25 protein-coding genes and 1 tRNA gene are annotated in these 23,504 nt (G+C 70.9%); 16 read left to right on the top strand and 10 right to left on the bottom strand.

What is annotated here, in order from left to right:
* Positions 1 to 178 precede the first annotated feature (178 nt).
* Positions 179 to 250: transfer RNA gene (locus tag KF840_22790), tRNA-Gly, on the bottom strand.
* Between the two features lie 94 nt (positions 251 to 344).
* The gene (locus KF840_22785; GenBank protein MBX3027732.1) at positions 345 to 2,063 is read right to left on the bottom strand and encodes a glycosyltransferase family 39 protein; all 1,719 of its coding nucleotides are present in this window, start codon (positions 2,061 to 2,063) and stop codon (positions 345 to 347) included.
* 136 nt (positions 2,064 to 2,199) lie between these two features.
* Here KF840_22785 and KF840_22780 point away from each other — a divergent pair, with 136 nt between their 5' ends.
* Positions 2,200 to 4,401: a glycoside hydrolase family 127 protein gene (locus KF840_22780; GenBank protein ID MBX3027731.1), complete on the top strand. Its 2,202-nt coding sequence runs from the start codon at positions 2,200 to 2,202 to the stop codon at positions 4,399 to 4,401.
* A 69-nt stretch (positions 4,402 to 4,470) separates the two neighbouring features.
* Here KF840_22780 and KF840_22775 read toward each other — a convergent pair whose 3' ends face one another.
* Positions 4,471 to 5,031: a Smr/MutS family protein gene (locus tag KF840_22775; protein ID MBX3027730.1), complete on the bottom strand. Its 561-nt coding sequence runs from the start codon at positions 5,029 to 5,031 to the stop codon at positions 4,471 to 4,473.
* 302 nt (positions 5,032 to 5,333) lie between these two features.
* On the opposite strand from KF840_22775, the gene KF840_22770 reads away from it, so the two are divergent.
* The 4 genes from KF840_22770 (at position 5,334) to KF840_22755 (ending at position 9,066) form a co-directional block, all read left to right on the top strand.
* The gene (locus KF840_22770) at positions 5,334 to 6,125 is read left to right on the top strand and encodes an enoyl-CoA hydratase/isomerase family protein (GenBank protein ID MBX3027729.1); all 792 of its coding nucleotides are present in this window, start codon (positions 5,334 to 5,336) and stop codon (positions 6,123 to 6,125) included.
* Positions 6,122 to 7,294 (top strand): CoA transferase, encoded by a 1,173-nt coding sequence (locus KF840_22765; GenBank protein MBX3027728.1) that lies wholly within the window; start codon positions 6,122 to 6,124, stop codon positions 7,292 to 7,294. The genes KF840_22770 and KF840_22765 overlap by 4 nt, the downstream gene beginning before the upstream one ends.
* A complete protein-coding gene (gene nagA / locus KF840_22760; GenBank protein ID MBX3027727.1) occupies positions 7,291 to 8,460 on the top strand; it encodes an N-acetylglucosamine-6-phosphate deacetylase in 1,170 nt (389 codons plus the stop codon). The genes KF840_22765 and nagA overlap by 4 nt, the downstream gene beginning before the upstream one ends.
* A 123-nt stretch (positions 8,461 to 8,583) precedes the next feature.
* Positions 8,584 to 9,066 (top strand): hypothetical protein, encoded by a 483-nt coding sequence (locus KF840_22755; protein ID MBX3027726.1) that lies wholly within the window; start codon positions 8,584 to 8,586, stop codon positions 9,064 to 9,066.
* A gap of 65 nt (positions 9,067 to 9,131) precedes the next feature.
* On the opposite strand, the gene KF840_22750 is transcribed toward KF840_22755, so the two are convergent.
* The 4 genes from KF840_22750 to KF840_22735 all read right to left on the bottom strand — a co-directional run bounded on the left by KF840_22750 (position 9,132) and on the right by KF840_22735 (position 12,602).
* On the bottom strand, positions 9,132 to 9,932 hold the full coding sequence (locus tag KF840_22750) for an enoyl-CoA hydratase/isomerase family protein (GenBank protein ID MBX3027725.1): 801 nt from the start codon (positions 9,930 to 9,932) through the stop codon (positions 9,132 to 9,134).
* 17 nt (positions 9,933 to 9,949) lie between these two features.
* Entirely contained in the window at positions 9,950 to 11,179 is a 1,230-nt protein-coding gene (locus KF840_22745; GenBank protein MBX3027724.1) for an aminotransferase class III-fold pyridoxal phosphate-dependent enzyme, read from the bottom strand.
* A gap of 40 nt (positions 11,180 to 11,219) precedes the next feature.
* Positions 11,220 to 11,573 carry a peptidoglycan-binding protein gene (locus tag KF840_22740; GenBank protein ID MBX3027723.1) on the bottom strand — a complete coding sequence of 118 codons (354 nt, stop codon included), beginning with the start codon at positions 11,571 to 11,573 and terminating at the stop codon, positions 11,220 to 11,222.
* Between the two features lie 156 nt (positions 11,574 to 11,729).
* Complete coding sequence (locus tag KF840_22735; GenBank protein ID MBX3027722.1) at positions 11,730 to 12,602, bottom strand: ATP phosphoribosyltransferase; 873 nt, start codon at positions 12,600 to 12,602, stop codon at positions 11,730 to 11,732.
* A 175-nt stretch (positions 12,603 to 12,777) separates the two neighbouring features.
* On the opposite strand from KF840_22735, the gene lpxD reads away from it, so the two are divergent.
* The 6 genes from lpxD to KF840_22705 all read left to right on the top strand — a co-directional run bounded on the left by lpxD (position 12,778) and on the right by KF840_22705 (position 16,921).
* Positions 12,778 to 13,800, top strand: coding sequence for a UDP-3-O-(3-hydroxymyristoyl)glucosamine N-acyltransferase (gene lpxD, locus KF840_22730; GenBank protein MBX3027721.1), 1,023 nt, complete (start codon positions 12,778 to 12,780; stop codon positions 13,798 to 13,800).
* A 54-nt stretch (positions 13,801 to 13,854) separates the two neighbouring features.
* The gene (locus KF840_22725) at positions 13,855 to 14,388 is read left to right on the top strand and encodes a DUF177 domain-containing protein (protein MBX3027720.1); all 534 of its coding nucleotides are present in this window, start codon (positions 13,855 to 13,857) and stop codon (positions 14,386 to 14,388) included.
* A 68-nt stretch (positions 14,389 to 14,456) separates the two neighbouring features.
* On the top strand, positions 14,457 to 14,636 hold the full coding sequence (gene rpmF, locus KF840_22720; protein ID MBX3027719.1) for a 50S ribosomal protein L32: 180 nt from the start codon (positions 14,457 to 14,459) through the stop codon (positions 14,634 to 14,636).
* Positions 14,637 to 14,655: 19 nt separating this feature from the next.
* Positions 14,656 to 15,405 (top strand): 3-oxoacyl-[acyl-carrier-protein] reductase, encoded by a 750-nt coding sequence (fabG, locus tag KF840_22715; protein ID MBX3027718.1) that lies wholly within the window; start codon positions 14,656 to 14,658, stop codon positions 15,403 to 15,405.
* Positions 15,406 to 15,424: 19 nt separating this feature from the next.
* Complete coding sequence (gene acpP, locus KF840_22710) at positions 15,425 to 15,667, top strand: acyl carrier protein (protein MBX3027717.1); 243 nt, start codon at positions 15,425 to 15,427, stop codon at positions 15,665 to 15,667.
* A 3-nt stretch (positions 15,668 to 15,670) separates the two neighbouring features.
* Positions 15,671 to 16,921 carry a serine hydroxymethyltransferase gene (locus tag KF840_22705; GenBank protein ID MBX3027716.1) on the top strand — a complete coding sequence of 417 codons (1,251 nt, stop codon included), beginning with the start codon at positions 15,671 to 15,673 and terminating at the stop codon, positions 16,919 to 16,921.
* Between the two features lie 59 nt (positions 16,922 to 16,980).
* Here KF840_22705 and nadB read toward each other — a convergent pair whose 3' ends face one another.
* Entirely contained in the window at positions 16,981 to 18,633 is a 1,653-nt protein-coding gene (gene nadB, locus KF840_22700) for an L-aspartate oxidase (protein MBX3027715.1), read from the bottom strand.
* Between nadB and KF840_22695 the strand changes: the two genes are divergently transcribed.
* From KF840_22695 to KF840_22685, 3 genes are all read left to right on the top strand, one after another.
* Positions 18,632 to 19,339, top strand: a complete 708-nt coding sequence (locus KF840_22695; GenBank protein MBX3027714.1) for a lytic transglycosylase domain-containing protein — start codon at positions 18,632 to 18,634, stop codon at positions 19,337 to 19,339. The genes nadB and KF840_22695 overlap by 2 nt on opposite strands.
* 39 nt (positions 19,340 to 19,378) lie before the next feature.
* A complete protein-coding gene (pgsA, locus tag KF840_22690; protein MBX3027713.1) occupies positions 19,379 to 19,969 on the top strand; it encodes a CDP-diacylglycerol--glycerol-3-phosphate 3-phosphatidyltransferase in 591 nt (196 codons plus the stop codon).
* A 172-nt stretch (positions 19,970 to 20,141) separates the two neighbouring features.
* On the top strand, positions 20,142 to 20,537 hold the full coding sequence (locus tag KF840_22685; GenBank protein MBX3027712.1) for a prepilin-type N-terminal cleavage/methylation domain-containing protein: 396 nt from the start codon (positions 20,142 to 20,144) through the stop codon (positions 20,535 to 20,537).
* Between the two features lie 6 nt (positions 20,538 to 20,543).
* Here the strand turns inward: KF840_22685 and efp are convergent, their stop codons facing one another.
* A complete protein-coding gene (gene efp / locus KF840_22680; protein MBX3027711.1) occupies positions 20,544 to 21,110 on the bottom strand; it encodes an elongation factor P in 567 nt (188 codons plus the stop codon).
* A 120-nt stretch (positions 21,111 to 21,230) separates the two neighbouring features.
* Complete coding sequence (locus tag KF840_22675) at positions 21,231 to 21,554, bottom strand: cupin domain-containing protein (protein MBX3027710.1); 324 nt, start codon at positions 21,552 to 21,554, stop codon at positions 21,231 to 21,233.
* An 82-nt stretch (positions 21,555 to 21,636) separates the two neighbouring features.
* On the opposite strand from KF840_22675, the gene KF840_22670 reads away from it, so the two are divergent.
* Both KF840_22670 and nuoF read left to right on the top strand, forming a co-directional pair.
* Positions 21,637 to 22,161, top strand: coding sequence for an NADH-quinone oxidoreductase subunit B (locus KF840_22670; protein MBX3027709.1), 525 nt, complete (start codon positions 21,637 to 21,639; stop codon positions 22,159 to 22,161).
* A 35-nt stretch (positions 22,162 to 22,196) separates the two neighbouring features.
* Positions 22,197 to 23,501, top strand: coding sequence for an NADH-quinone oxidoreductase subunit NuoF (gene nuoF / locus KF840_22665; GenBank protein MBX3027708.1), 1,305 nt, complete (start codon positions 22,197 to 22,199; stop codon positions 23,499 to 23,501).
* Positions 23,502 to 23,504 lie beyond the last annotated feature (3 nt).

Below are 23,504 nucleotides of genomic sequence, written 5' to 3'. Positions count from 1 at the left end.
GACGGCGGTCGGGCGCGCGAAGCGACGCGCTACGGAGCGATCCCGGCGCCTGGCCGGGCGCCGAGAGCGGTGGTCGCCGATCGCCCTGGCAAACCGGCCTGCCCACAGCCGAACGCAGCCACCTCGCACGTGAAGCAGAAACGACGAAAGCCCTTGTGACACAAGGGCTTTCGCGGAGAGCGGGCGACCGGGGTCGAACCGGCGACGTCCAGCTTGGGAAGCTGGCATTCTACCACTGAATTACGCCCGCGAAGTGGCGCGACGGTAGGTGACGACAGCGGTGATGTCAATTCGCGGCTGCGGCGGCTGCGGCCGCGGCGTCTCCGACGCCCGCGGTGGGTTCGTCACTCGACGGTCGGTACCGAGGGACGCCGCGTCAGAAGCGCTGGGGCTCCCTCGCCGCCAGCGGTCGCCGGCAAGCCGGTGATCCGTTCGTACTGATCGCGCAGTCGGGCCGGGGCGCGGAGCCAGGCGGCGTCCGGCATCACCAGATAGGGCGGTGGGTCGCCGCCGCTCCGCGGATCGTAGACCGGCATGGCGCCGCCCCAGTAGAAGATGGTGCCATAGTCGAGATTCGGCACGGTGTGGACGCCGGCGGGGTCGCGCACCGCCTCTCGCATCGCGGCGACGAAGCCGCGCCGCGTCTCCACCGCGCCGATCGCCGGCATCACCACGAGCCGGACGGCCAGCACCAGGGCGCCGGTGACCCCGACGACGGCCGCCAGGAGCAGACGCGGTCGCGTTCCACGAACCGCCAGCGCGCCAGTCGTGGCGGCGATCGCGCCGATGCTGCAGAGCACCGCGAAGAGCGGCCGGGGCGCGTGCGCCGCCGCGACGATGGCGTCGAGGTGGGCGCTGGAGCGGCCGCGCGCCATTGCCGGCAACCAGGCGAGCAGGGGCAGACCCGCGCGCTCGGCCGTGGCGGCGATGGCGAGGACGGCGCAGAGGATGGCGAGCGCCCACAGCGCCGCGGCGAGCAGGGGGCGCGTCGGCGCGCCGGCGGTGCCGCCGCGCCACACCCGCTGCGCCCACCAGCCGATCAGCAGGGCGACGGCAGGGTAGAGCGGCAGCAGATAGACCCCGCGCTTGCTGCTGGCGACGGCGAAGGGCAGGAACACCGCCGCCGCCCAGAGCAGAGCGAAGGCGCGTGGATCGCCGCGGTGGATGCCGGCGCGTTCGCGCCACAGGGCCACCGCGGTGCTCGGCAGGAACAGGGTCCACGGCAGCAGGCCGAGCAGCAGCACGCCGACCAGGTAGCCGAAGCCGTGCGCGTGCCCGAGGCTCGCCGTCTTGGCACCGACGATGCGCACCAGGTTCTCGCTGGCGACGATGGCGAGGAAGGCGCGGCCGGCCTGCGCGGTCGCCGCCGCGTACCAGGCGCCGGCGACCAGCAGGACGAAGAGCAGGCCGCGCAGGGGTTGCAGACGACGAAGCGGCTGCAGACTGCGATCGCGAGCGCACAGGAGCGCGACCTGCAAGGCGGGAATCGCCAGGCCGGGAATGCCTTTGGCGAGGGTCGCCCAGGCGGCGCCGACGTAGAAGAGCCCGAGCCAGAGGGCGCGTTGGCGGCGCTCGAACAGGAGCAGACCGACGAAGGCCATCGTCAGGCCGAAGGTGAGCGTCATGTCGACCCGCGCCGCGGTGGCGGCGCGCAGCCATTCGAAGCTGCTGAGCAGGATCAGACCGGCGGCGGCGCCGGCGATCGGCCCGACCGTCGTCGCCGCCGCGCCGCTGACGAGGAGGGCGGCGAGGCCGCTCTGCACCGTCGAAGGCAGCCGCACACTGCGCTCGTCCACGACGCCGAGGGCGCGCGACGTCGCGCCGCCGAGCCAATAGAACAGGGGCGGCTTGCGCGGCAGGTCGACGCCGTTGCGGCGGGGCAGGATCCAGCGGTCGTGGGCCACTAGGTCCTGCACCACCACCGCCTCGCGCGGCTCGCCGCGGGTGTGGAAGGGCGTGTCGCCGAGACCCCAGAGCTGGAGGGTTGCCCAAGCGGCGCCGACCACCAGGAGCGCGAGCAGCGTCGCGGGCCAACGCGCGATCGGCGGCGGCTCGGAAACCATCGCGTCCGGACACCACATGCGCGGTCGCGATGCAACGCCGTCGAACCGGAGCCGACCCGGCGATGGCGACGAAGCGCCCGTCAGCGACGGGTCTCGTTTGCTCGCCCATGGCGCAGACGGGTACTGTCGAGTCTCGATGATCGGCCGCTTCCGCCTGCCGCGCCCGCTGCGTCGCGCTCTATTCGGTGGCGCTCTGCTCGGCGGCGTTCTGTTCGGCGCCGTCGTCGGCGGATCCGCGGTCGCGGCCCCGCAGCCGCCGATCGCCGTCACCGTGCGCGAACCGGACGGCGTCGAGCGACACCATTGGCCGCTCACCTTCAGCGTGCCGTGGCCGCGGGGGGCGCTGCAGCGGAGCGACGCGGTGGCGGTCCACGAGGAAGGCGGCGCGGCGCTGCCGGTGCAGACGCGGGTCCTCGCCAGTTGGCCGGACGGCTCGACGCGCTGGTTGCTGATCGACACGCAGGTCGACCTGCGGCCGCGCCAGGAGCGCCGTCTGCGGGTCGAGCGCGGCACGCCGCCGCGCCCGCACGCCGCGCTCACCGTGACCAGCGCCAGCGAGCGAGTCGACGTCGACACCGGGGCGCTGCGCTTCCGCGTGCCGCGCAAGCACTTCGCGCTGCTCGAAGGCCTGCAGCCGGCGGGCGAGAAGCGGCCGCTCGGCGGGGCGGTCGGCTCGCTGTTGGTCGCGGGCGAGCGGCGCGGCGAGGCGCAGAAACCGGTCGACGTCCGCATCCTCGAGCACGGGCCGTTGCGGGCCCGCCTCGCCCTCAGCGGCACCTACGGCAATGGCTTCGACTACGAGATCCGCCTCGACGCCTACGCCGGACAGCCCTTCGTGCGCGTCCTGCACACCTTCATCAACCGCTACCCCACGCCCTTCATCAATGTGCCACAGATCGCCCTCTCGCTGCCCCTGGGCGAGATCAAACCCGGCACGTGGCGCGCCGGGGTGGTCGGGGAACGCATGCGCAGCGGCGCCATTCCCGATACCGGGGTGCGGTTGGTGCAGCGCGACAACGAGACGGCCGAGATCGCCGGCGACGCCGAAGCGGTGCAACTCGCCGGCTGGGTCGAGGTCAGCGGCAGCCGCGGCACCCTCGGCATCGCCTCGCGCTGGTTCTGGCAGGAGTATCCGCAGAGCGTCGAGATGCGACGCGACCGGCTGACCTACAACCTCTGGGCGCCCGAGGCGGATCCGGCGAACGCCGGCGTGGGCGCCGCCAAGACGCACGAGCTCGCGCTCTGGCTGGCGCCGCCGCAGCGCCTGCCGGCGGGCATCGGCGCGGCGCTGGCGACGCCGCTGGTCGGCGTCGTCGACCCGCAGGTCATCGCCGCCAGCGGCGCCTTGCCGGGCGCGATCGCGGCCCGCGAGCCGGGCGCGCGCTTCATCCGCAAGGCCGCCGCCGGCGCCGATCGCTACCTGAAGCGCAACGCGCGGGAGCAGTGGAACGACTGCGGTCGTGTCCATTGCGGGGAGGCCGGGCTCGCGCGCATGCGGACCGGCGCTTACGGGATGTGGAACTGGGGCGACTGGAACTTCCGCGGCTACCAGGACACGGTCAAGGGCACCGACAGTTGGGGCAACCTCGAGTACGACACGACCGAGGTGCTGGCGCTGACGTACGCGGCCACCGGCGATCCGGCGCTGTTCGACGCGACCGCGGCGGCGGCCCGCCACTATGCCGACGTCGACGTGATCCACGCCGCGCCAGCGCGCCCGGAGTGGGTCGGCATGAACCACCCGAAGAATCCGCTCCACTTCTCGTTCCAGCTCGGCGGACCCGATCTCGGCCACACCTGGGCGCAGGGGCTGATCGACTACTACTACCTCAGTGGCGACGAGCGCGCGCTCACTGCGGCGCGCGGCATCGCCGACTATCTCGTGGCGCGCGTGCGCAACCCACTGCGCGGCAATCCCCGACAGTGGGGCTGGCCGCAGATCGCGCTGCTCGCGGTGCACGAGGCGACCGGCGAGCCACAGTATCTCGAGGCGGCCCGCCGCTTCGCCACCGGCGGCATGGCGGCGCACCCTCCCGACGGCACGAACAACTGGAAGCTCGGCATTCTCGCCGACGCGCTCGCCCACACCCACGCCGCGACCGGCGACGAGGCGATGCGCGACTGGCTGCAGCGCTACGCGGCGGCCATCATGGCGCATCCCGGCCGACCCGACGTGCGCGCCTTCCCCGCGGTCGCCTACGTCGCCCACCTGAGCGGCAACGCGGCGATGCGCGACGCCGCCTTGCAACGGGCCCGCGACCTCGACCTCGGCTCGTGGGGGAAGCCGTTCACGGCCAACGGGCGGCTCGGCTTCCGGATCTTCTCGCTGCTGCAGTGACCTCGGCGGCCGCGGCGACGGCGCCCGGTTGGCGCGCGCCGGCGCGCGGCGCCGCCCGCGCGGGTACGCTCACCACTTCGCGCCGTGCGTGACGCGCACCGGCGCCCGTGGTCCCGTCTTTCGCTGCCGGCGGAGGAGCACGTAGAGGGCCCCGGCGCCGCCGTCGCAGGGACGGGCGCTGGTGAAGGCGAGGACCAGGCGAGCCCAACTGCCACGGGCCAGCCAGGTGGCGAGGCGGGTCTTCAGCACCGGTACCTGGTCCTTCGAGTTGAGGCCGCGGCCGTGGACGATGAGGACGCAGCGCTGGCCCTGCTGCTGCGCGGACTTGAGAAAGCGGTCGACCGCGCCGCGCGCCTCCTCGGCGGTCATGCCGTGGAGATCGAGGTGAGACTGGTACGCGAAGTCGCCCGCGCGCAGGCGCCGGACGAGACGGCGGTCGACACCGTTGGCGGCACCCTCGATGAACTCGATGCTGTTGGCGAGGTCGAAGCTGCCGGTGCCGCCGACGAGGTCGGAGAGCTCGGCCAGCGCCTCCGCGTCCTCGTCGGTCACGGGATGCGTGGTCGTGGCCGGCGGCGGCGGCGCCACGCGCTGCCGCGCCGTGGCGGCGAGCGGCTGCACGCCGCGCATCTCGCGCGCGAACAGGTCGGCGTCCGCCACCTCGGGCGACGGTGTCGGCGGCGGGGCAGGGGGCGCGGGGGGCGGCGGAGGTGCCGGCGTCGGCGCGCGCGCCTTGAGACCGCGGAAGGGTTGGTGATGGAATCCGTCGGGCGCGGCCATCGGCTGATCGGCAGTTCGCTTCCGGCGGCTCATCGCATGCGCACCCCCATCTCCTGTACGGGAGGCAATCGGGTCCCGCAACGCCGTCGCGTCGGCGCGACAGCGCCGGCGGCGCGGTTGACCGCAAGGCGGAAATGATCGAGTCGTCGGCCATGGCAGCCGACGACGCCCTCCTCGTGCACCGCGAGCCCCCGCTCGCCTGGGTCGTGGTCAACCGGCCGCAGGCGCGCAACGCGCTCAGCGTCGCCGTATGGGAGGGACTGGCCGACGCGATCACCGCCCTCGGCGCCGACCGCGACGTGCGGGTGGTCATCGTGCGCGGCGCTGGCGAGCAGGCGTTCATCAGCGGCGCGGACATCAGCGAGTTCCGCGCCGTGCGCGCGGATGCGGCGGCGACCGCGGCGTACGACCAGGTCTCCGGCCGCGCCTGGGCGGCGTTGATGCACGCGCCGCAGCCGGTGATGGCGATGATCCACGGTTTCTGCTTCGGCGGCGGCGTCGCCGTGGCGCTCGCCTGTGACCTGCGCTTCGCGTCCGCCGAGGCGCGCTTCGCCGTCCCGGCGACGCGCCTCGGCTTGTCGTATCCCTTCGAGAGCATCGTTCGTCTGGTGCAGGTGGTCGGACCGACGCACGCCGCCGACATCCTGCTCTCGGCGCGCACGCTGAACGCCGGCGATGCGATGCACATCGGGCTGGTGAACCGCGTCCTCCCCGCCGCCGAGCTCGAGGCGGCGACGCGCGAGTACGCCCTGGCGATGGCGCACGGCGCGCCGCTCACGGTCGCGGCGCACAAGCGCGCCATCCGCGAGGCGCTGCGCGCGCCGGCCGATCGCGACATGGCCGGCCTGCGCGAAGCGATGCGGCGCTGCTTCGACAGCGCGGACTACCAGGAAGGGATCGCGGCCTTCCTGGAGAAGCGGCCGCCGCGCTTCCAGGGGCGATGAGCGCCGGCGCGCTGCACGGCGTGCGGGTTCTCGACCTCACCCGCTACCTGGCCGGCCCCTTCTGCACCATGCTGCTGGGCGACATGGGCGCCGACGTGCTGAAGCTCGAGCCGCCACGCGGCGGCCGCGAATTCGGCGGCGGAGGGGCGCAGGCGAGCTACTTCTTCCTCTCCGTGAACCGCAGCAAGCGCAGCGCCACGCTCGACCTGCGGCTGCCCGCCGGCCGCGATGCCTTCCGCCGCCTGGCGACGCAGGCCGACGTGGTGGTCGAGAACTTCCGCCCGTCGGTCATGACCGGTCTCGGTCTCGGCGCCGACGCGCTGCGGGCCGCCAACCCCCGCCTCATCTACTGCAACATCTCCGGCTTCGGCGCCGACGGGCCGTATGCCCAGCGGCCGGGGTTCGATCAGATCGCGCAGGGCATGTCTGGGCTGATGAGCGTCACCGGCACCGAGCAGCCGACTCGCGTCGGCATCGCCATCGGCGACATCCTGGCCGGAACCTTCGCGGCGCACGGGATCGCCCTGGCGCTCTACCACCGCGAGCGCACCGGCGACGGGCAGGTGGTGAGCACCTCGCTGCTCGAGGCCCTGGTCGGGGTGCTGAGCTGGAGCGCCGGCATCTACTTCGCGACCGGGACGCCGCCGCCGTTGGCCGGCAACCACCATCCGCTGGCGGCACCGTACGGCGTCCACCGGGCGCGCGACCGCGGGTTCAATATCGCCTGCGGCAACGACCGCCAGTGGCGCGCCCTGTGCGCTGCGCTCGACCTTCCGGCCCTGGGCGAGGACCCACGCTTCGCCACCCCGCTCGCCCGCGTCGCCGAGCGGGCCGCCCTCACCGCCGCGCTCGAGGCTCGCCTCGCGACCCGCGACGCCGCCGAGTGGGTGGCGCTGCTGAACGCCGCGGACGTGCCGAGCGGGCCGATCAACGACATGGCGGAGACCTTCGCCGATCCACAGGTGCGCGCCCGGCAGATGTACGTCGAGCTGGCGCACCCGACGCTCGGCACGCTGAAGACCACCGGCGTGCCGGTGAAATTGAGCGCCAGCCCGGGCGCGGTCGAGCGGCTGCCGCCGGAGCTCGGGGCCGACACCGACGTCGCCCTCGCGGGCTACGGCTTCAGCGCCGCCGAGATCGCCGCGCTGCGCGCCGTCGGCGCCGTATGAGCCGCGCCGCGCCGCGCCTGCGACTGCGCGGCGGCCGGGTGCTGACCGCCGACGGCTGGCGCGACGAGTGCGACGTGCGCATCGGCGGCGGGGCGATCGTCGGTATCGGCGCCGGCGCCACGGATGAGGCGGCGGAGACGATCGACGTCCGGGGCCACGTGGTCGCCGCCGGCCTGGTGGACCTGCACGTCCACGGCGCCGGCGGCGCCATGTTCGAGGACGCCGACGCCGACGGCGTCCGGCGCATCCGCGGCCGGCTGGCCGCGCACGGCACGACCGCGCTGCTCGCGACCATCGCCGCGCTGCCGCCGGAGCCGCTGCGGCGCGCCGTCGCGACCGTGACCGCCACCATGCGTGAGGAGGTCGGGGCGTCACTCCTCGGCATTCATCTCGAAGGGCCGTTCCTCAATCCCCGCCGCGGCGGCGCGCAGCGCGCGGACTGGATGCGCCCGCCATCCCTCGCCGAGCTCGACGCCCTGCACCAGGTTGCCGAGGGGCACATCCGTCTGCTGACCCTCGCACCCGAGCTCCCGGGCGCCCTGGAGGTGATCCGCCACGCGCGCGCGCTCGGCGTCGCGGTGTCGCTCGGCCACAGCGAGGCGACCGCCGCGGAGGTGGACGCGGCGATTGCCGCCGGGGCGACGCACGTCACCCATTGCTTCAATGCGATGCCGCCGCTGCACCATCGGGCGCCCGGCCTGCTCGGCGTGGCGCTGGCCGACGACCGGCTGCGCGTGGAGCTCATCGCCGACGGCGTCCACGTCGACCGCCGCGCCCTCACGCTGGCGATGCGCAGCAAGCCGCGCGGAGGATGGCTGCTGGTCAGCGACGGCGTGGCCGCGGTCGGTCAGGCGCCCGGACCGTTGCGCCTGTTCGGCGCCGATTGCGTCGTCACCGATGCCGTCCGCCGGATCGACGACGGCCGCCTCGCCGGAAGCTCCCTGACCCTCGCCGCGGCGGTGCGCAACCTGCGCGACTGGATGCCGGACCTGGCGGATGACCTCATCCTCGACGCCGCCAGCGCCGTTCCCGCGGCCGCGATCGATCGGGCTGATCACGGGCAGCGGGTCGCCATCGGGCGGCGCGCCGACCTCATTCTGCTCGACGCCGAGTGGCGCCTGGCCGGCGTCGTCCGCGCCGGGGAGGCGCTCATCCGCAGTTGCTAGAGCACCTCGCATGTATGCCGCCAACCGACTGATTACACGCAAAAAACTGCTTGAGGGTTGATCGCGGGCGGCTATCCTCGCCGGGGTGAAGGAGGAACGGTGATGCGGCGTGGAGCGGTACTCGTGGCAGGGGCAGCGCTGGTGGCTCTCGGCTGGGCGGGAGGGGCGCGAGCGCAGTCGCATCCGGCGGTCAACCGGCCGGAGATCATCGAGGTCGGCGACCCGATCCTGATCTCCCGCGGCACCCTGGCGGCGGAGATGGCGCGCAATTCGGATCTACGCGACTGGGTCCGCCTCTACGGTCCACCCGATTACGCCGAGGTGCAGCAGCTCGAGTTGGATCCCCCGTTCGCGCCCTACGAGGTGCGACTCTACTACGTGAAGGGAAACGCCTACCTCGCCTTCGGCCGCGTCCACGTGGCGCCGAGCGTCTACGACTACGGCGTCCGCAAGTACATCGGCAAGATCGATCCCGGCGAGCTCGACCGTCTGCTGACGGCGGCGCCGGCTGTGGACGAAACGACCGCGCCGCCGGCCTTCCCCGACACCGCGCCGCCGTGGATCGTCGAAACCACGGCGGTCGAGGGAAAACCGGTCACGCCATAGCCGGCGGCGGTCGGCCCGCGGTCCTCAGTCGGATCGCGCCTGCCGCTGACGGCTGACGGCGGCGCTCACGCGCCGCCGAACCTGGGCGGCCGCTTCTCCATGAAGGACATCATGCCTTCCTGGAAGTCCTGCGAGCGGAAGAGCAGCAGGAGCTGCATCAGCACGTGATGCGAGTGCGAGGAGAAGTCCTCGCTCAGACCGTGGCGATACAGGCGCTTCATGGCGCGGATCGCCAACGGCGCGTTGGCGGCGATCTTCGCCGCCCAGCGATGCGCCTCGTCGAGCAGGTTGGCGGCCGGCACGACGGCGTTGACCAAGCCGAGCGCGAGCGCGCGGTCGGCCGCGATGTCGTCGGCGATGAAGCCGATCTCGCACGCCTTTGCCCAGCCGACGAGCCGGGGAAGGTACCAGGTGCCGCCGCTCTCCGGCACGATGCCGCGCTTGGCGAAGCCGGGCAGCAGGCGGGCGGTGTCGGCGATCAGGCGCATATCGCAGCCGAGGGCGAGGTCGAGGCCGTAGCCGGCGGCGGGGCCGTTGATCGCGCACAGGACCGGGGTGTCGATCTCGTGCAGGACGACCGTCGGCAGCTCGCGGGTCCCGAAGTGGGCGGCGCCGCCGCCGGGCGCCAGGGCGCCGCTGCCGCCGATGCCCGTGCCGGCCATGGCGTCCTTGAGATCGAGGCCGCTGCAGAAGCCGCGGCCGGCGCCCGTGATGATGACGGCGCGCACGGCGCCGTCGCGGTCTGCGTCGGTGAGCGCATCGCCAAGGGCGCGCAGCATCTCGATGCTGATGGCATTCAGCCGCTCGGGCCGATTGAGGGTGATGACGGCAACGTGATCGGACTTGTCGTAGAGCAGATCGGGCATGGGCACCTCGACGCGACTCAGGCCGCGTTGCGCACCGCCGCGAAGGCGGCGTCGGTGACGTCGAGCACCTGGTCGATGTCGCCCTCCCGGTGGGCCGCCGACACGAACCAGTTGTGGTAGGGCGCGAGGTAGACGCCGCGCGCCGCGCAGGCGGCGGCGAAGACGCGGCTGCGGGCGAACTTCACATCGCCGGCGAAGGTCATGAAGGGGATCGCGGGCGGTCCCGAGTAGGTGATCGACAGGTCGTGGCTTGCGGCCTGCGCCGCGATGCCGCGCTGCAGCCGCCGTCCCATCGCCTCCATGTGGGCGATGGCGCCGGACGCCTCGAGCTCGGCGAGGCAGGCGAGCGCGGCCGCCATCGGCACCGCGCTGGTGAAGTAGGAGCCGGTGAAATAGACGCGCTCGGCGGCGCCCTTGAGCGCCTCGCGGCCGACGCACGCGGCGAGCGGATAGCCGTTGGCGAGCGCCTTGGCGTAGCAGGCGAGATCGGGCCGGACGGCGAAGCGCTCGCCCGAGCCGCCGAGGTGGAGCCGGAAGCCGGCGCGCACGTCGTCCAGGATCATCACCGCGCCGGCGGCGTCGCACAGCGCGCGCACGCCGGGCAGGAAGCCCTCGACCGGCAGTTCCTGGTCGTGGAAGGCGTCGTGGCGGAAGGGCGAGACGATGATCGCCGCCAGGCGATCGCGGTGCGCGTCGACCACCCGACGGACGCTGTCGAGGTCGTTGTACGTGAAGGTGACGACGTTGGCCGTGTCCTCCGCGGTGACGCCGGCGGGCGCCGGGGTGCACCAGGCGTGCGCGCCGTGGTAGGCGCCCGTCGCCTTGGCGACCAGCGGGCGGCCGGTGTGCTCGCGCGCCACCTGCACCGACCAGGTGCAGACGTCGGAGCCGTTCTTGGCGAAGGCCGCCCAGTCGGCGAACGGCGTGATCGCAACCAGGCGCTCGGCGAGCTCGACCCAGCGCCGGCTCGGGGCGTTGAAACAATCGCCCTCGGCCATCTGCCGGCGCACCGCCTCCTCGACGGCTGGGTGGCGGTGGCCGAGGACGATCGGCCCGTACGAACACATCAGGTCGATGAACTCGTTGCCGTCCACGTCCCAGATCCGGCACCCCTCACCGCGCGCGAAGAAATACGGGTACGAGCCGCCGACCACCATGCGCGGCGCCTGGTGTCCGTAGACACCGCCGGGAACGACGCGGCGGGCGCGCTCGAGCAGCGCCTCACTCTCGGCGAAGCGATCGGCCATGGCCTCCTTCACCACGGAGGAACACCGAGGTCTACCGCCGCTATGGCTTGGCCGCGGCGGCCGCCAGCTTCTCGCGCGTCTTCTCGGTGATGATGCCGTCGTCCCTGAGACCGGCGCTGCGCTGGAACGCCTGGATGGCGTTGATCGTCACCGAGTCGAGCGTGCCATTGATCTCGCCCTGGTACTCGTTGACCGCCGTCAGATTGCGCTGCACCTCCGAGACCACGTCGGCCGGAGCCTTCTGCTCCAGCGCCACCGCCTCGACGTCGACCATGCTCTTCTGCAGCTTCTCCGCCTGCTCGCGGGCCCGATCCTCGGGGGTCTGCTGGCTGCAGGCGGCGAGCAGGACGAGGCCGGCGAGGGCGAGCCAGCGGACGGGAGCGCAGCGCAACATCAGATCACCTTGTTAGCCTTGCTTAGGGGGTTCGGGGGGGGGGAGATCCCCAACGCCATCAACAATGGCCATAGGGATCGCACCCACCCGCCATTGCGACGCTGCCCCCTCCGTGTCTCCGTGCCTCCGCGGTGAAGGCGTTTTGTCGCATCGAGGTCAGATCACCTTGTTCAGCGGATACTCGATGATCCCGACGGCGCCGTTCTTGAGGAGCTGCGGGATCAGCTCCCGCACCACCGCCTCGGCGATGACGGTCTCGATGGCGAACCACTCGGTCTTGTAGAGCGGCGACACGGTCGGCGCGGTGATGCTCGGGATCATCGCCATGATGGCGTCGAGCTTGTCCTTCGGCACGTTCATCTTGAGCCCGACCTTGGCCTCGGCCTGCAGGGCGCCGTTGAGGAGCAGCGAGATCTGCTCGATCTTCTCGCGCTTCCACGGGTCCTCCCAGGCGCCGCGATTGGCGACCAACTGGGGATTGGACTGGCAGAGCTCGTGGATGATCTTGAGGCCGTTGGCGCGGATGGTGCTGCCGGTCTCGGTCACTTCCACGATCGCGTCCACCAGCCCCTGGACGACCTTCGCCTCGGTCGCGCCCCACGAGAACTCGACGTCGACGTCGACGTGGCGTTCACGGAAGTAGCGCTTGGTGAAGCCGACCATCTCGGTTGCGATCCGCTTGCCCTGCATCTGCTCCAGGGTGGTGATCGGCGAGGCCTGGGGCACCACCAGCACCCAGCGGGTCGGGCGCATGCTGGCCTTCGAGTAGACGAAGTCGCAGACGACGTGCACGTCGGAATCGTTCTCGAGCGTCCAGTCCTTGCCGGTGATGCCGGCGTCGAGCACGCCGTCCTCGACGTAGCGCGACATCTCCTGCGGGCGCGCCAGAACGCAGCGCAGGGTATCGTCGTCGACGCTGGGGAAGTAGCTGCGGTCGGCGCCCGAGATCTTCCAGCCCGACTTGCGGAAGAGCTCGAGGGTGGTGGCTTCGAGACTGCCTTTGGGAAGACCGAGAGTGAGCTGGGGCATCTGTCGTGTGCGGCCCGGCGCGGGATTCGCGATCCGCACGGGTGCCGGCGCTGATCGCCGAGCCGAGTCGTCGGCAGCTACCACAGGGTCTGCGCGACCGCAACGCACCGACGGGCCGAGTTGCCGCGCCAGCGCGCCGTCGCTAAGAGCGGCCCAGCACACGAGGAGGCGGACGATGCGCCTGAGCGATCTGGCGGCGCGGCTGGGCTGCGAGCTGCACGGCGACGGGGGGGTGGAGATCACGCGCTGCGCGCCGATCGAGAGCGCGGGCGCCGGCGATCTCACATTCGTGGCGAACCCACGCTATCTGAAGTTCCTCGCCGATTGTCGCGCCGCGGCGGTCATCCTGGCGCTCGACGCGCCGGCGACGCCGTTGCCGAGCCTGCGCACGCCGGAGCCGTACATGGCCTTCGCGCGCGCCGTGGAGCACTTCCACGTCCCGCTGACCTGGCCGCGTTCCATCCACCCGACGGCGCAGATCGCCGCCTCGGCGGTGATCGGGCCGGACGCGTCGATCGGCGCCTACGCCGTGATCGGCGAGCGGGTGCGGATCGGGCGCCAGGCCCGCCTCGCGCCGCACGTGGTGATCTACGACGACGTCACCATCGGCGAGCGCTTCACCGCTCATGCCCACGCCACGGTGCGGGAGCGGGTGCGCATCGGCGACGACGTCGTGCTGCACGCCGGGTCGGTGATCGGCTCGGACGGCTTCGGTTATGCGCCAGCGGACGGCGGCATCAAGCGCCTGCTGCAGGGCGGTGACGTGGTGCTCGAGCACCAGGTCGAGGTCGGAGCCAACAGCACCGTGGATCGTGCCATGGTCGGCTCGACGGTCCTCCGCCAGGGCGTGAAGCTCGACAATCTGGTGATGGTCGCCCACGGCTGCGAGATCGGCTCGCACAGCATGCTGGCGGCGCAGGTCGGGCTCTCCGGCAGCACCCGCATCGGCCAGTGGGTGCGGATCGGCGGGCAGGTCGGGACCGCGGGGCACCTGACCATCGGCGACGGGGCGCAGATTGCCGCCCAGAGCGGGGTGAACAACTCGGTGCCCGCCGGCGCGACGATGGGCGGCTATCCGGCGATGGAAATGGGGCTCTGGCGCCGGGCCATGGCGGCGACCACGCGGCTGCCCGAGCTGTTCCGCCGGGTGCGCCGACTGGAGCGTCGCCTGGGCGTGGAAGGTGCCGACCAATCTTGATTTTCGCCACCCTCGCCGATACTCTCGCGAACTTCTGCTCCCCGGTATGAGGCCGTGCGTATCCCCCTTCGCGACATCGACGAACGCGTCAAGTCGCTCGTCTGCGACGAGCCGACGGACGAGCTGAGCCCGCTGCTGGCGCACGGACCGGCGCACGACTACGAGTTCCGCGGACCCGCCACGGTGGACGTGCGTTTCTACCGCACCGGCCAGGAGCTGTTCTTCCAGGGCCACATGCGCAGCCGGGTGGCCGGCGTGTGCGCGCGCTGCCTGCGCGAGTTCGAATTCGACCACGACCCGGACTTCGATTTCATCATGGTGCCGCGCCGCGGACGGTGGGCCGACGAGGCGCTCGACGGCGGCGGCGACGAGCACATGATGTGGTACGAGGGCGAGGAGGTCGACCTCTCGCCGCCGCTGCGCGAACGGCTGCTGCTGTCGCTGCCGACGCTGCCACTGTGCCGCGAGGACTGCCGCGGCCTCTGCGCCCGCTGTGGCGCCGACCTCAACGCCGGCGCCTGCGGCTGCGCCGCCGACGACGGTGACCCGCGCCTGGCGGTGCTGCGGAGCCTGCGCCGCGATTCCTGACGAGGCCACACCCGTTCATCGATCACGATCGGCCCGCCGCGCCAGACGGCGGCCGCAAGGAGACCCCGATGCCCGTTCCCAAGCGACGTACCTCCGTGTCGAAGAAGAACAAGCGCCGCGCGCACGATGCCCTGGTGGCGCCCAGCACGGTGCCGTGCCCCGAGTGCGGGGAGGCGGCGCTCCGCCATCGCGCCTGTCCGCACTGCGGCATGTACCGCGGCCGGCAGGTGGTCGAGATCCAGGACTGAGCCGGACCGCGCCCAGGCGATGAGCGGTCCGCTGGCCGACCAGGTCGCCCTGGTCACCGGGGCGTCGCGCGGCATCGGTCGCGGGATCGCTCGTCATCTGGCGGGCCGAGGCGCGCGGACCTATGTCAGTTACGTCCGCGATGGCGATGCCGCGCAGTCGTGCGTCGCGGCGATCGCCGCCGCCGGTGGACAGGCGGAGGCGGTGCAGTTCGACGTCGCCGACGTCGAGGCCACCGCGGCCGCCATCGCCGGCATCGTCAGGACCGCCGGCCGGCTCGACATCCTGGTCAACAACGCCGGCATGGCGATCGACAACCTCCTGCTGCGGCTGAAGCCCGAGGAATGGGATCAGGTGATCGCCGTCAACCTGCGCGGCACCTTCAGTTGCACGCGCGCCGCGGCGCGCACGATGCTGCGGGCGCACTACGGGCGCATCATCAACATCACCTCGGTGGTGGGGGTGATGGGCAACGCGGGCCAGGCCGCCTACGCCGCAGCCAAGGCTGGGATCATCGGTTTCACCAAGTCCATGGCGCGCGAGCTCGCGTCCCGCTCGGTGACGGTGAACGCGGTGGCGCCCGGTCTCATCGAAACCGAGATGACCGCCTACTTGCCCGAGGACCGGCGATCGGAGTATCTGCAGCTCATTCCGGTTGGCCGACTGGGAACGGTGGACGAGGTGGCGGAGTTGGTTGGCTTTCTGGCCCGACGGGAAGCGGGCTACATCACCGGTCAGGTGATCGGCATCAACGGCGGCTTGTACATCTAGTCAGGATTAGGAGGTGGGGATGGCCTCTCCGGTCGAACAAAAGGTGCGCGAGATCATCTGTGAGCAACTGGGCGTCGGCGACGGCGACGTCACGCCTGAGGCCTCCTTCATCGAGGACCTGGGCGCCGACTCGCTGGACATCGTCGAGCTCGTGATGGCGCTCGAGGAAGAGTACGACATGGAGATCTCGGACGAGGAGGCGGAGAAGATCCGCACCGTCCAGGACGTCGTCAACTACATCGAGAGCCACAAACAGTCGTAACCCATGGCGTCCGCGCTCGAGCAGGCCGATCCCGAGATCTGGCGCGTCATCCGCGCCGAGGCGGAGCGGCAGCAGCACAATCTGGAGCTGATCGCCTCCGAGAACGTGGTCAGCCGGGCGGTGCTCGAGGCGCAGGGCTCGATCCTCACCAACAAGTACGCCGAGGGCTATCCGGGCCGTCGCTACTACGGCGGCTGCGAGCACGTCGACGTGGCGGAGCAGTTGGCGATCGACCGCGCCATGGCGCTCTTCGGCGCCGAGCACGCCAACGTGCAGCCGCACTCGGGCTCGCAGGCCAACATGGCCGTGTACTTCTCGCAGCTCCAGCCCGGCGACACGATCCTGGCGATGGACCTGACCCACGGCGGCCATCTGACGCACGGCAGCCCCGTCAACTTCTCCGGCAAGTTCTTCAAGGTCGTACCCTACGGCGTGCGCCGCGAGGACGAGCGGCTCGACATCGACGCGATGCGCGAGCTGGCCCGCCAGCACCGGCCGAAGCTGATCGTCGTCGGCTACAGCGCCTATCCGCGCAGCATCGACTTCGCCCCGTTCCGCGCCGCCGCCGACGAGGTGGGAGCCATGGTGATGGTCGACATCGCGCACTTCGCCGGCCTGGTCGCCGCCGGCATCCATCCGTCGCCCGTGCCGCTCGCCGAGTTCGTCACCACCACGACCCACAAGACGCTGCGCGGTCCACGCGGCGGCATGGTGCTGTGTCGCGAGGCATACGCGAAGAGCCTCAACTCCTCGGTGTTCCCCGGCAACCAGGGCGGGCCGCTGATGCACGTCATCGCCGCCAAAGCGGTGGCGCTGCGCGAAGCGGCGCGGCCGGAGTTCCGCGTCTATCAGGAGCAGATCGTGCGCAACGCGCGCGCTCTCGCCGACGCCCTGACCGAGCGCGGCTTCCGGCTGGTGTCGGGCGGCACCGACAATCACCTGATGCTGCTCGACCTACGGAACACCGAGATCACCGGCAAGCTGGCGCAGGAGACGCTGGAGGCGGCGAACATCACGGTCAACCGCAACACCGTGCCGTTCGAAACGCGCTCGCCGTTCGTCACCAGCGGGGTTCGCATCGGCACGCCGGCGGTGACCACCCGCGGCATGCGCGAGCCCGAGATGACGGCCATCGCCGAGCTGATCGGCCGGGCGCTCGAGCGGGTGGGGGACAGCACCGGGTTGGCGTCGGTGCGCGACGACGTCATCGCGCTCTGCAAGCAGTTCCCGATCGAATCGATGGCGGCCGCGTAGGGCCCGAGCGCGGCGGCGGTCGCCGCCGAGAGGTCAGCGATGCTGGCGGCCGATCCCGGTCAGGTGCCCGACGTCCGACGCCGGTGCAGGGACGCGAGGAACTCCGCATCGGGCGCGAACCGTTCCGCCGGCCAGATGATGGTGTCGCGCGCCTCGGGCAGCGTCGCCGGGTAGTCGATCGTGTAGTGGAGGCCGCGGCTCTCCTTGCGACGGATCGCGGAGAGGATGATCAGCTCGGCGACGACGGCGAGGTTGCGCAGCTCGATCAGGTCGCCGGTGACGATGAAGTCCCAGTAGTAGCGGTCGATCTCCTCGCGCAACGCCTCGATGCGCTGCAGGGCGCGGGCGAGGCGGCGGTTGGAACGGACGATGCCGACGTAGTTCCACATGAAGCGGCGGATCTCGTCCCAGTTCTGGGTGACGACCACGGACTCGTCGCTATCGGTGGCGCCGGCCGGGTTCCAGTCGGGGAACGATGGCGGCTGGCGCGACTCGGCGGCCACCAGGGCCACCGCGTGCTCGGCGGAGCGGTGGCCGAGGACCAGCGCCTCGAGCAGCGAGTTCGACGCCAGGCGGTTGGCGCCGTGCAGGCCGGTCATTGCCACCTCCCCGGCGGCGTACAGGCGGCGGACGCTGGTGGCGCCGTCGGCGGTGGTGACGGTGCCGCCGCAACAGTAGTGCGCGGCGGGCACGACCGGGATCGGCTCGCGGGTGAGGTCGATGCCGTACTGGAGGCAGCGCGCGTGGATGGTGGGGAAGCGGGAGAGGAGGAAGTCGCGCGGCTGGTGCGAGATGTCGAGGAAGACGCAGTCGTAGCCGCGCACCTTCATCTCACTGTCGATGGCGCGGGCGACGATGTCGCGCGGCGCGAGCTCGGCGCGCGGGTCGTACGTGCTCATGAAGGGAGTGCCGTCGGGCCGGCGCAGGATCGCGCCCTCGCCACGCAGCGCCTCGCTGATCAGGAAGGACTTGGCCGCCGGATGGTAGAGGCACGTCGGGTGGAACTGGATGAACTCCATGTTCCCGATCGGCACGCCGGCACGGTACGCCATGGCGATGCCGTCGCCGGTCGCGATGTCCGGATTCGACGTATAGAGATACACCTTGCCGGCGCCGCCGGTGGCGAGCAGCGTCGCCCGCGCCGTCAGGGTCAGCACGGCGCCGGTGTCGCGCGACAGCGCATAGGCGCCCCAGCAGGAGACGCGCTGCGCGGTCGGGTCCTGTGCCGCGTCGGTGAGAAGGTCGATCGCCAGGTGGCGCTCGAGGACGCGGATGTTCGGCGTCGCGCGCACGGCGGCGACCAGGGCGCGCATGATCTCGCGGCCCGTGACATCCGAGGCGTGCAGGATGCGGCGGTGACTGTGCCCACCCTCCTGGCCCAGGTCGTACTCGGGATCGTCCTGATGGTCGCGGCGCGAGAAGTGGGTGCCGAGGGCGATGAGGTCGCGGATCCGCGCCGGTCCCTCGCGCACCACCAACTGGACGAGCTCGCGATGGCAGAGTCCGGCGCCGGCGATCAGCGTGTCCTCGACGTGCGCCTCGAAGGAGTCGTCGGCGCTCCACACCGAGGCGATGCCGCCCTGCGCATAGCGCGTCGCGCTCTCCGGGAGCACGTCCTTGCTGAGCACCAGCACATCGCCGGAGCGCGCCGCCTGCAGGGCGAAGGTGAGGCCGGCGAGACCGCTGCCGATGACCAGGAAATCAGCGTCCATGGCGCGCATATCTCACCGCCCCGATAGGCAGGCAAGGGAGGCAAAATTCCGCTTGAACGGGCCGGAGGCGGCACCTATTCTCCGCCTCGCGATGCGGTGGACGGTGGGTCTGTTGGCGGTGTTGTGTGGGTGGCTGTCATGGCTGCCGTCCACGGCCTCCGCCGAAATCTACATGTACCGCGATGCCCGCGGCCGGTTGTTCTTCAGCAACGCCCCCGCCAATCCCGGGTACACCCGCTACGCACCCAGCACGGCGGGGTTCCCGACGATGCGGTTCTACCGCGGCCGCCAGGACTCGGCGAGCAGCAAGGCGCGGCGCGAGGCGCTCGAGCCGATCATTTCCGAGGTCGCGGTCCGCCACCGCGTCGATCCGGCCCTGGTGAAGGCGGTCATCCGCACCGAGTCCAACTTCGTCTCGTACGCGCGCTCGCCGAAAGGGGCGCTCGGACTCATGCAGCTCATGCCCGCCACGGCGCGGCGCCACAATGTGTGGCGGGTGTTCGATCCGCGCGAGAACATCGAAGGCGGCGTGCGCCACCTGCGTTTGCTGCTCGACCAGTACAATGGCAATGTGCGCCTCGCGCTTGCCGCCTACAATGCCGGCGACGGCGCGGTGAGCCGCCATGGCGGGGTGCCCCCGTATCCGGAGACGATCGAGTACCTGCAACGCGTACTGGCGTATCGCGAGCAGTATCGCGCGCCGTGAGCCACGCGCGCTGGCCTCGGCGAGTGGAGATCGCCGGCCATGAGCGCTCCCCGCGAGGCGGAGGGTCTGATCCCGCTCCGCCACGTCCCGAACCTCATCAGCATCCTTCGCATCCTGCTGGTGCCGGTGATGGTCCTCCTGCTGTTGCGTCCGAATCGCACCGGCGCGATGCTCGCGGCGCTGACCTTCTTCCTCGCCTGCTGGAGTGACTTCTTCGACGGCTATCTCGCCCGCCGCTACGGCATCACCAGCCGGCTGGGGAAGCTGCTCGATCCACTGGCCGACAAGCTCATCGTCATGGCCGCACTGGTCATGCTGACCGCTATGCCGCGCACGCCGCGGGTGCCGGCCTGGGTGGTGGTGCTGATCGTCGGGCGCGAGCTCGCGGTAACGGGGCTGCGCGCGATGGCGACCGGCGAGGGCATCGTCCTCGCCGCCGAGGAGCTGGGGAAGTACAAGACCATCTTCCAGATGCTCGCCCTCCACGGGCTGTTGCTGCACTACACGTTCTTCGGCATCGATTTCTTCGCCGGGGGAATGTACTTCCTCTGGCCGTCGCTGGTGTTGAGCCTGTGGTCCGGCATCGACTATCACGTGCGCGTCCTGCGGCGGGCGATGCAGCCGGCGTGACCGCACGTCAGATCGCACGGCGGAACGGCGCGGCGCGGCACCCACCGGCACGCGGACGGGACGCAGCGGTGACGTTTTTCGTCATCCCGGCACCTGCCGCACCCGTGTTCGGCAGCGCACGTGCAATAGCCGATGCCTGCTAACGGGTACGCTCCTTGCAACAATTGCTGCCATGAACGCCGAGGAGCAGCGCGAGAATCCCGCAGGGCAGGCTGGGTTCACCCTCATCGAGCTTCTGGTCGTGGTCGCGATCATCGGCATCCTGGCCGCGATCGCGGTTCAGGGGATGAGCCGCTACCGGCAGCAGGCCTATGACGCGGCGGCGATCCATGACCTCGCCAACGCCGTCAAAGCGGAAGAGGCCCACTACGCCACCTTCCAGCAGTATGTGACCTTCAATGCCGTGGGGCCGACGACGGTCACGACACCGGCGACGTCGGTGTCAGGGACCGTGACCGTGGACATGGTCGGTGACGCCATGTCGTTCACGGGTACCGCGGTATCGAGCCGGGGAACCGGCCGCATCTACCGCTATGACAGCATCAGCCACACGTTCGTGTCGGACTGACGCGGATCACTTCGCGCGCGACAGGTACTGTCCGTTCTCCGTATCGACGCGGATGACGTCGTCGACGTCGATGAAGGGCGGCACGTTGACCACCAGACCGGTCTCGGTGGTCGCCGGTTTGAGCTGATTCGTCACCGTCGCGCCCTTCATTCCAGGCGCCGTATCGACGACCTTCAGATCCACCGTCTTCGGCAGCGCCACGGCGACCGGCCGCCCGTCGTAGAACTCCACCATCAGGCGGAAATTCGGGATCAGGTACTGGGTCGCATCGCCCAGCGTCTCGGCATCGAGCGCCAACTGCTCGTAGTTCTCGGTGTTCATGAAGTGGTACTGGTCGTCCGACTGGTAGAGGAACTCCATGTCGTGCTGTTCGAGGGTGACCCGGTCGACCTTGTCCTCCGAACGGAAGCGGTTCTCGGTCTGGGTGCCGCTGCGCAGGTTGCGCAGCTTGGTCTGCACCATGCCGCGCCAGTTGCCGGGCGTGACGTGCACGACGTTGGTCACCCGATGCAGCTCACCATTGTACGTGATGAGCATGCCGGCGCGCAGTTGGGTGGCGGGGATCACAGCCATGGCCGAGTGGTGCCTCCTTCGAATCGCGAGACGATCCGCGACCGTAGCACCGGCGTTTTGCGGTCGCAACGCGACCCGGGAGCGAGGATGGGCGCGGCGAGCCGTCGCGGCGGCTGGCGATCAGCGCGGCTTCGGCGCCATCAGCACCAGCACCTGCAGGCGCTCTGGTCCGGGGTTGCGAACCGCGTGCGGCACCTCGGATGGCGCCAGCGCCGCGGTTCCGGCCGGAGCCTCGCGCTCCTCGTCGCCGATGCGGATCCACGCCGTGCCGGAGAGCACGTAGTAGACCTTGTCCGACCCCGCATGGGTGTGGGCGGTCTGCTCCTGACCGGGCTCGAAGCAGTAGACGTCGCAGAACAATCGCTCGGTGGTGAAGAGGTTGTTCTTGGTCATCTTCTCGGGCGCGAAGCGGCTGTGATCAGACACATCGGCGAACCGGGACATGGCGGTGGCCATAGTGGGGCAGGTCGGCAAACGCAATGGACACCGCGTTGACTCCCCAGGGAGCACTCGATACACGTCGGCCATGCAATTGCGGGAGATCAGTCCCGGCAAGAACGAGCACGCGCTGCTCGACGACAGCGTGATCCTCACCACCGTCGACAAGGCGGTCGGGTGGGCGCGGAAGTTCTCCCTGTTTCCGTACCCTTTCGCCACGGCGTGCTGCGCGATGGAGTTCATGTCCCTGACGATGTCGCCCTACGACATCGATCGCTTCGGCGCCCTGCTGCCGCGCTTCACGCCGCGGCAGGCCGACCTGCTGATGGTGATCGGCACCGTCACCTGCCGCCAGGCGCCGATCCTGCGGCGCGTCTACGAGCAGATGGCCGAGCCGAAGTGGGTGCTGTCGTTCGGCGCCTGCGCTTCGACCGGCGGCTTCTACGACAACTACACCACCGTGCCGGGGATCGACCGCATCATCCCGGTCGATGTCTACGTGCCGGGCTGCCCGCCGCGTCCGGAGGCGGTCCTCGACGGGCTGATGGCATTGCAACGCAAGATTCAGCACTCGAAACAGCGACTCGCCGGCGAGGTGACCGAGCCCGCCTGAGCGGTTGCCGGTCGTCAACACCGCTTCCAGTCCCGATGAGCGAGAAGATCCTGCTGCGGCACGAGGACGTCCCCGATCTGCGGCGCCTCGAGGTGTACGAACGCGACGGCGGCTACCAGGCGGCGCGCCAGGCGCTCGGCGGAATGGAGCCGGCGGCGCTGGTCGAACTGGTGAAGGCATCGGGCCTGCGCGGTCGTGGCGGCGCCGGCTTCCCGACCGGCGTGAAGTGGGGCTTCCTGCCCAAGGACAATCCCAAGCCGCGCTACCTGTGCGTCAACGCCGACGAGAGCGAGCCCGGGACGTTCAAGGATCGGCAGATCATCGAGCGCAACCCGCACCTGCTGATCGAGGGCACGCTGCTCTCCGCGTACGCCATCCAGAGCCACACCGCGTACATCTACATCCGCGGCGAGTTCGCCTTCGGCGCCAAGGTGCTGGAGGAGGCGCTCGCGGAAGCGTACGCGAAGGGCCATCTCGGACGCCGCATCTACGGCACCGACTACGATCTCGACATCTACGTGCACCGGGGCGCCGGCGCCTACATCTGCGGCGAGGAGACCGGGCTCATCGAGTCCCTCGAAGGCAAGCGCGCCTACCCGCGCATCAAGCCGCCGTTCCCCGCCACTCACGGGCTCTTCGCGTCGCCCACCATCGTCAACAACGTCGAGACGCTCGCCTGCGTGCCGGCGATCGTCAGCCGCGGGGCCGACTGGTTCAAGGGCATCGGCCCGGAGAAGAGCCCGGGGCCGAAGCTCTATTGCGTCAGCGGACACGTGAACAAGCCGGGCGTCTACGAGCTGCCGATGGGCACGTCGCTGCGCGAGATCGTCTACACGCACGCCGGCGGCATCCGCGACGGCAAGGCGCTGAAGGCGGTCATCCCGGGCGGCTCGTCGGTGCCGGTGTTCACGGCTGGCGAGATCGACGTCGCGATGGATTTCGAATCGGTGGCCAAGGCAGGCTCGCTGCTCGGCTCGTGCGGAATCATCGTCATGGACGAGGACACCTGCATGGTCCGGGCACTGCAGGTCATTGCCCGCTTCTACCGTCACGAGTCGTGCGGCCAGTGCACGCCCTGTCGCGAAGGGACGGGGTGGCTGGAGGATCTGCTGATGCGGCTCGAGCACGGCGGCGCGCGGCCGCAGGACGTGGACCTGCTGCGCCGGGTCGCCGACAACATGATCGGCAACACCGTCTGCGTCCTCGCCGATGCGGCGGCCATGCCGGTGCAGAGCTTCCTCAGCAAGTTCCGACCGGAATTCGAGCGGCACGTCGAGACCGGCGGTTGTCCCGCGCGCGGGGATCGCCTGCATCCGGCCGCAGCCGCGGCGCAGGCCTGAGGA

The organism is bacterium (assembly GCA_019637795.1).
Classification (GTDB): Bacteria; Desulfobacterota; Binatia; order HRBIN30; family CADEER01; genus JAHBUY01.
Note: the sequence above shows the minus strand (reverse complement) of the source record. Positions and strands in the feature narration are given on the sequence as shown.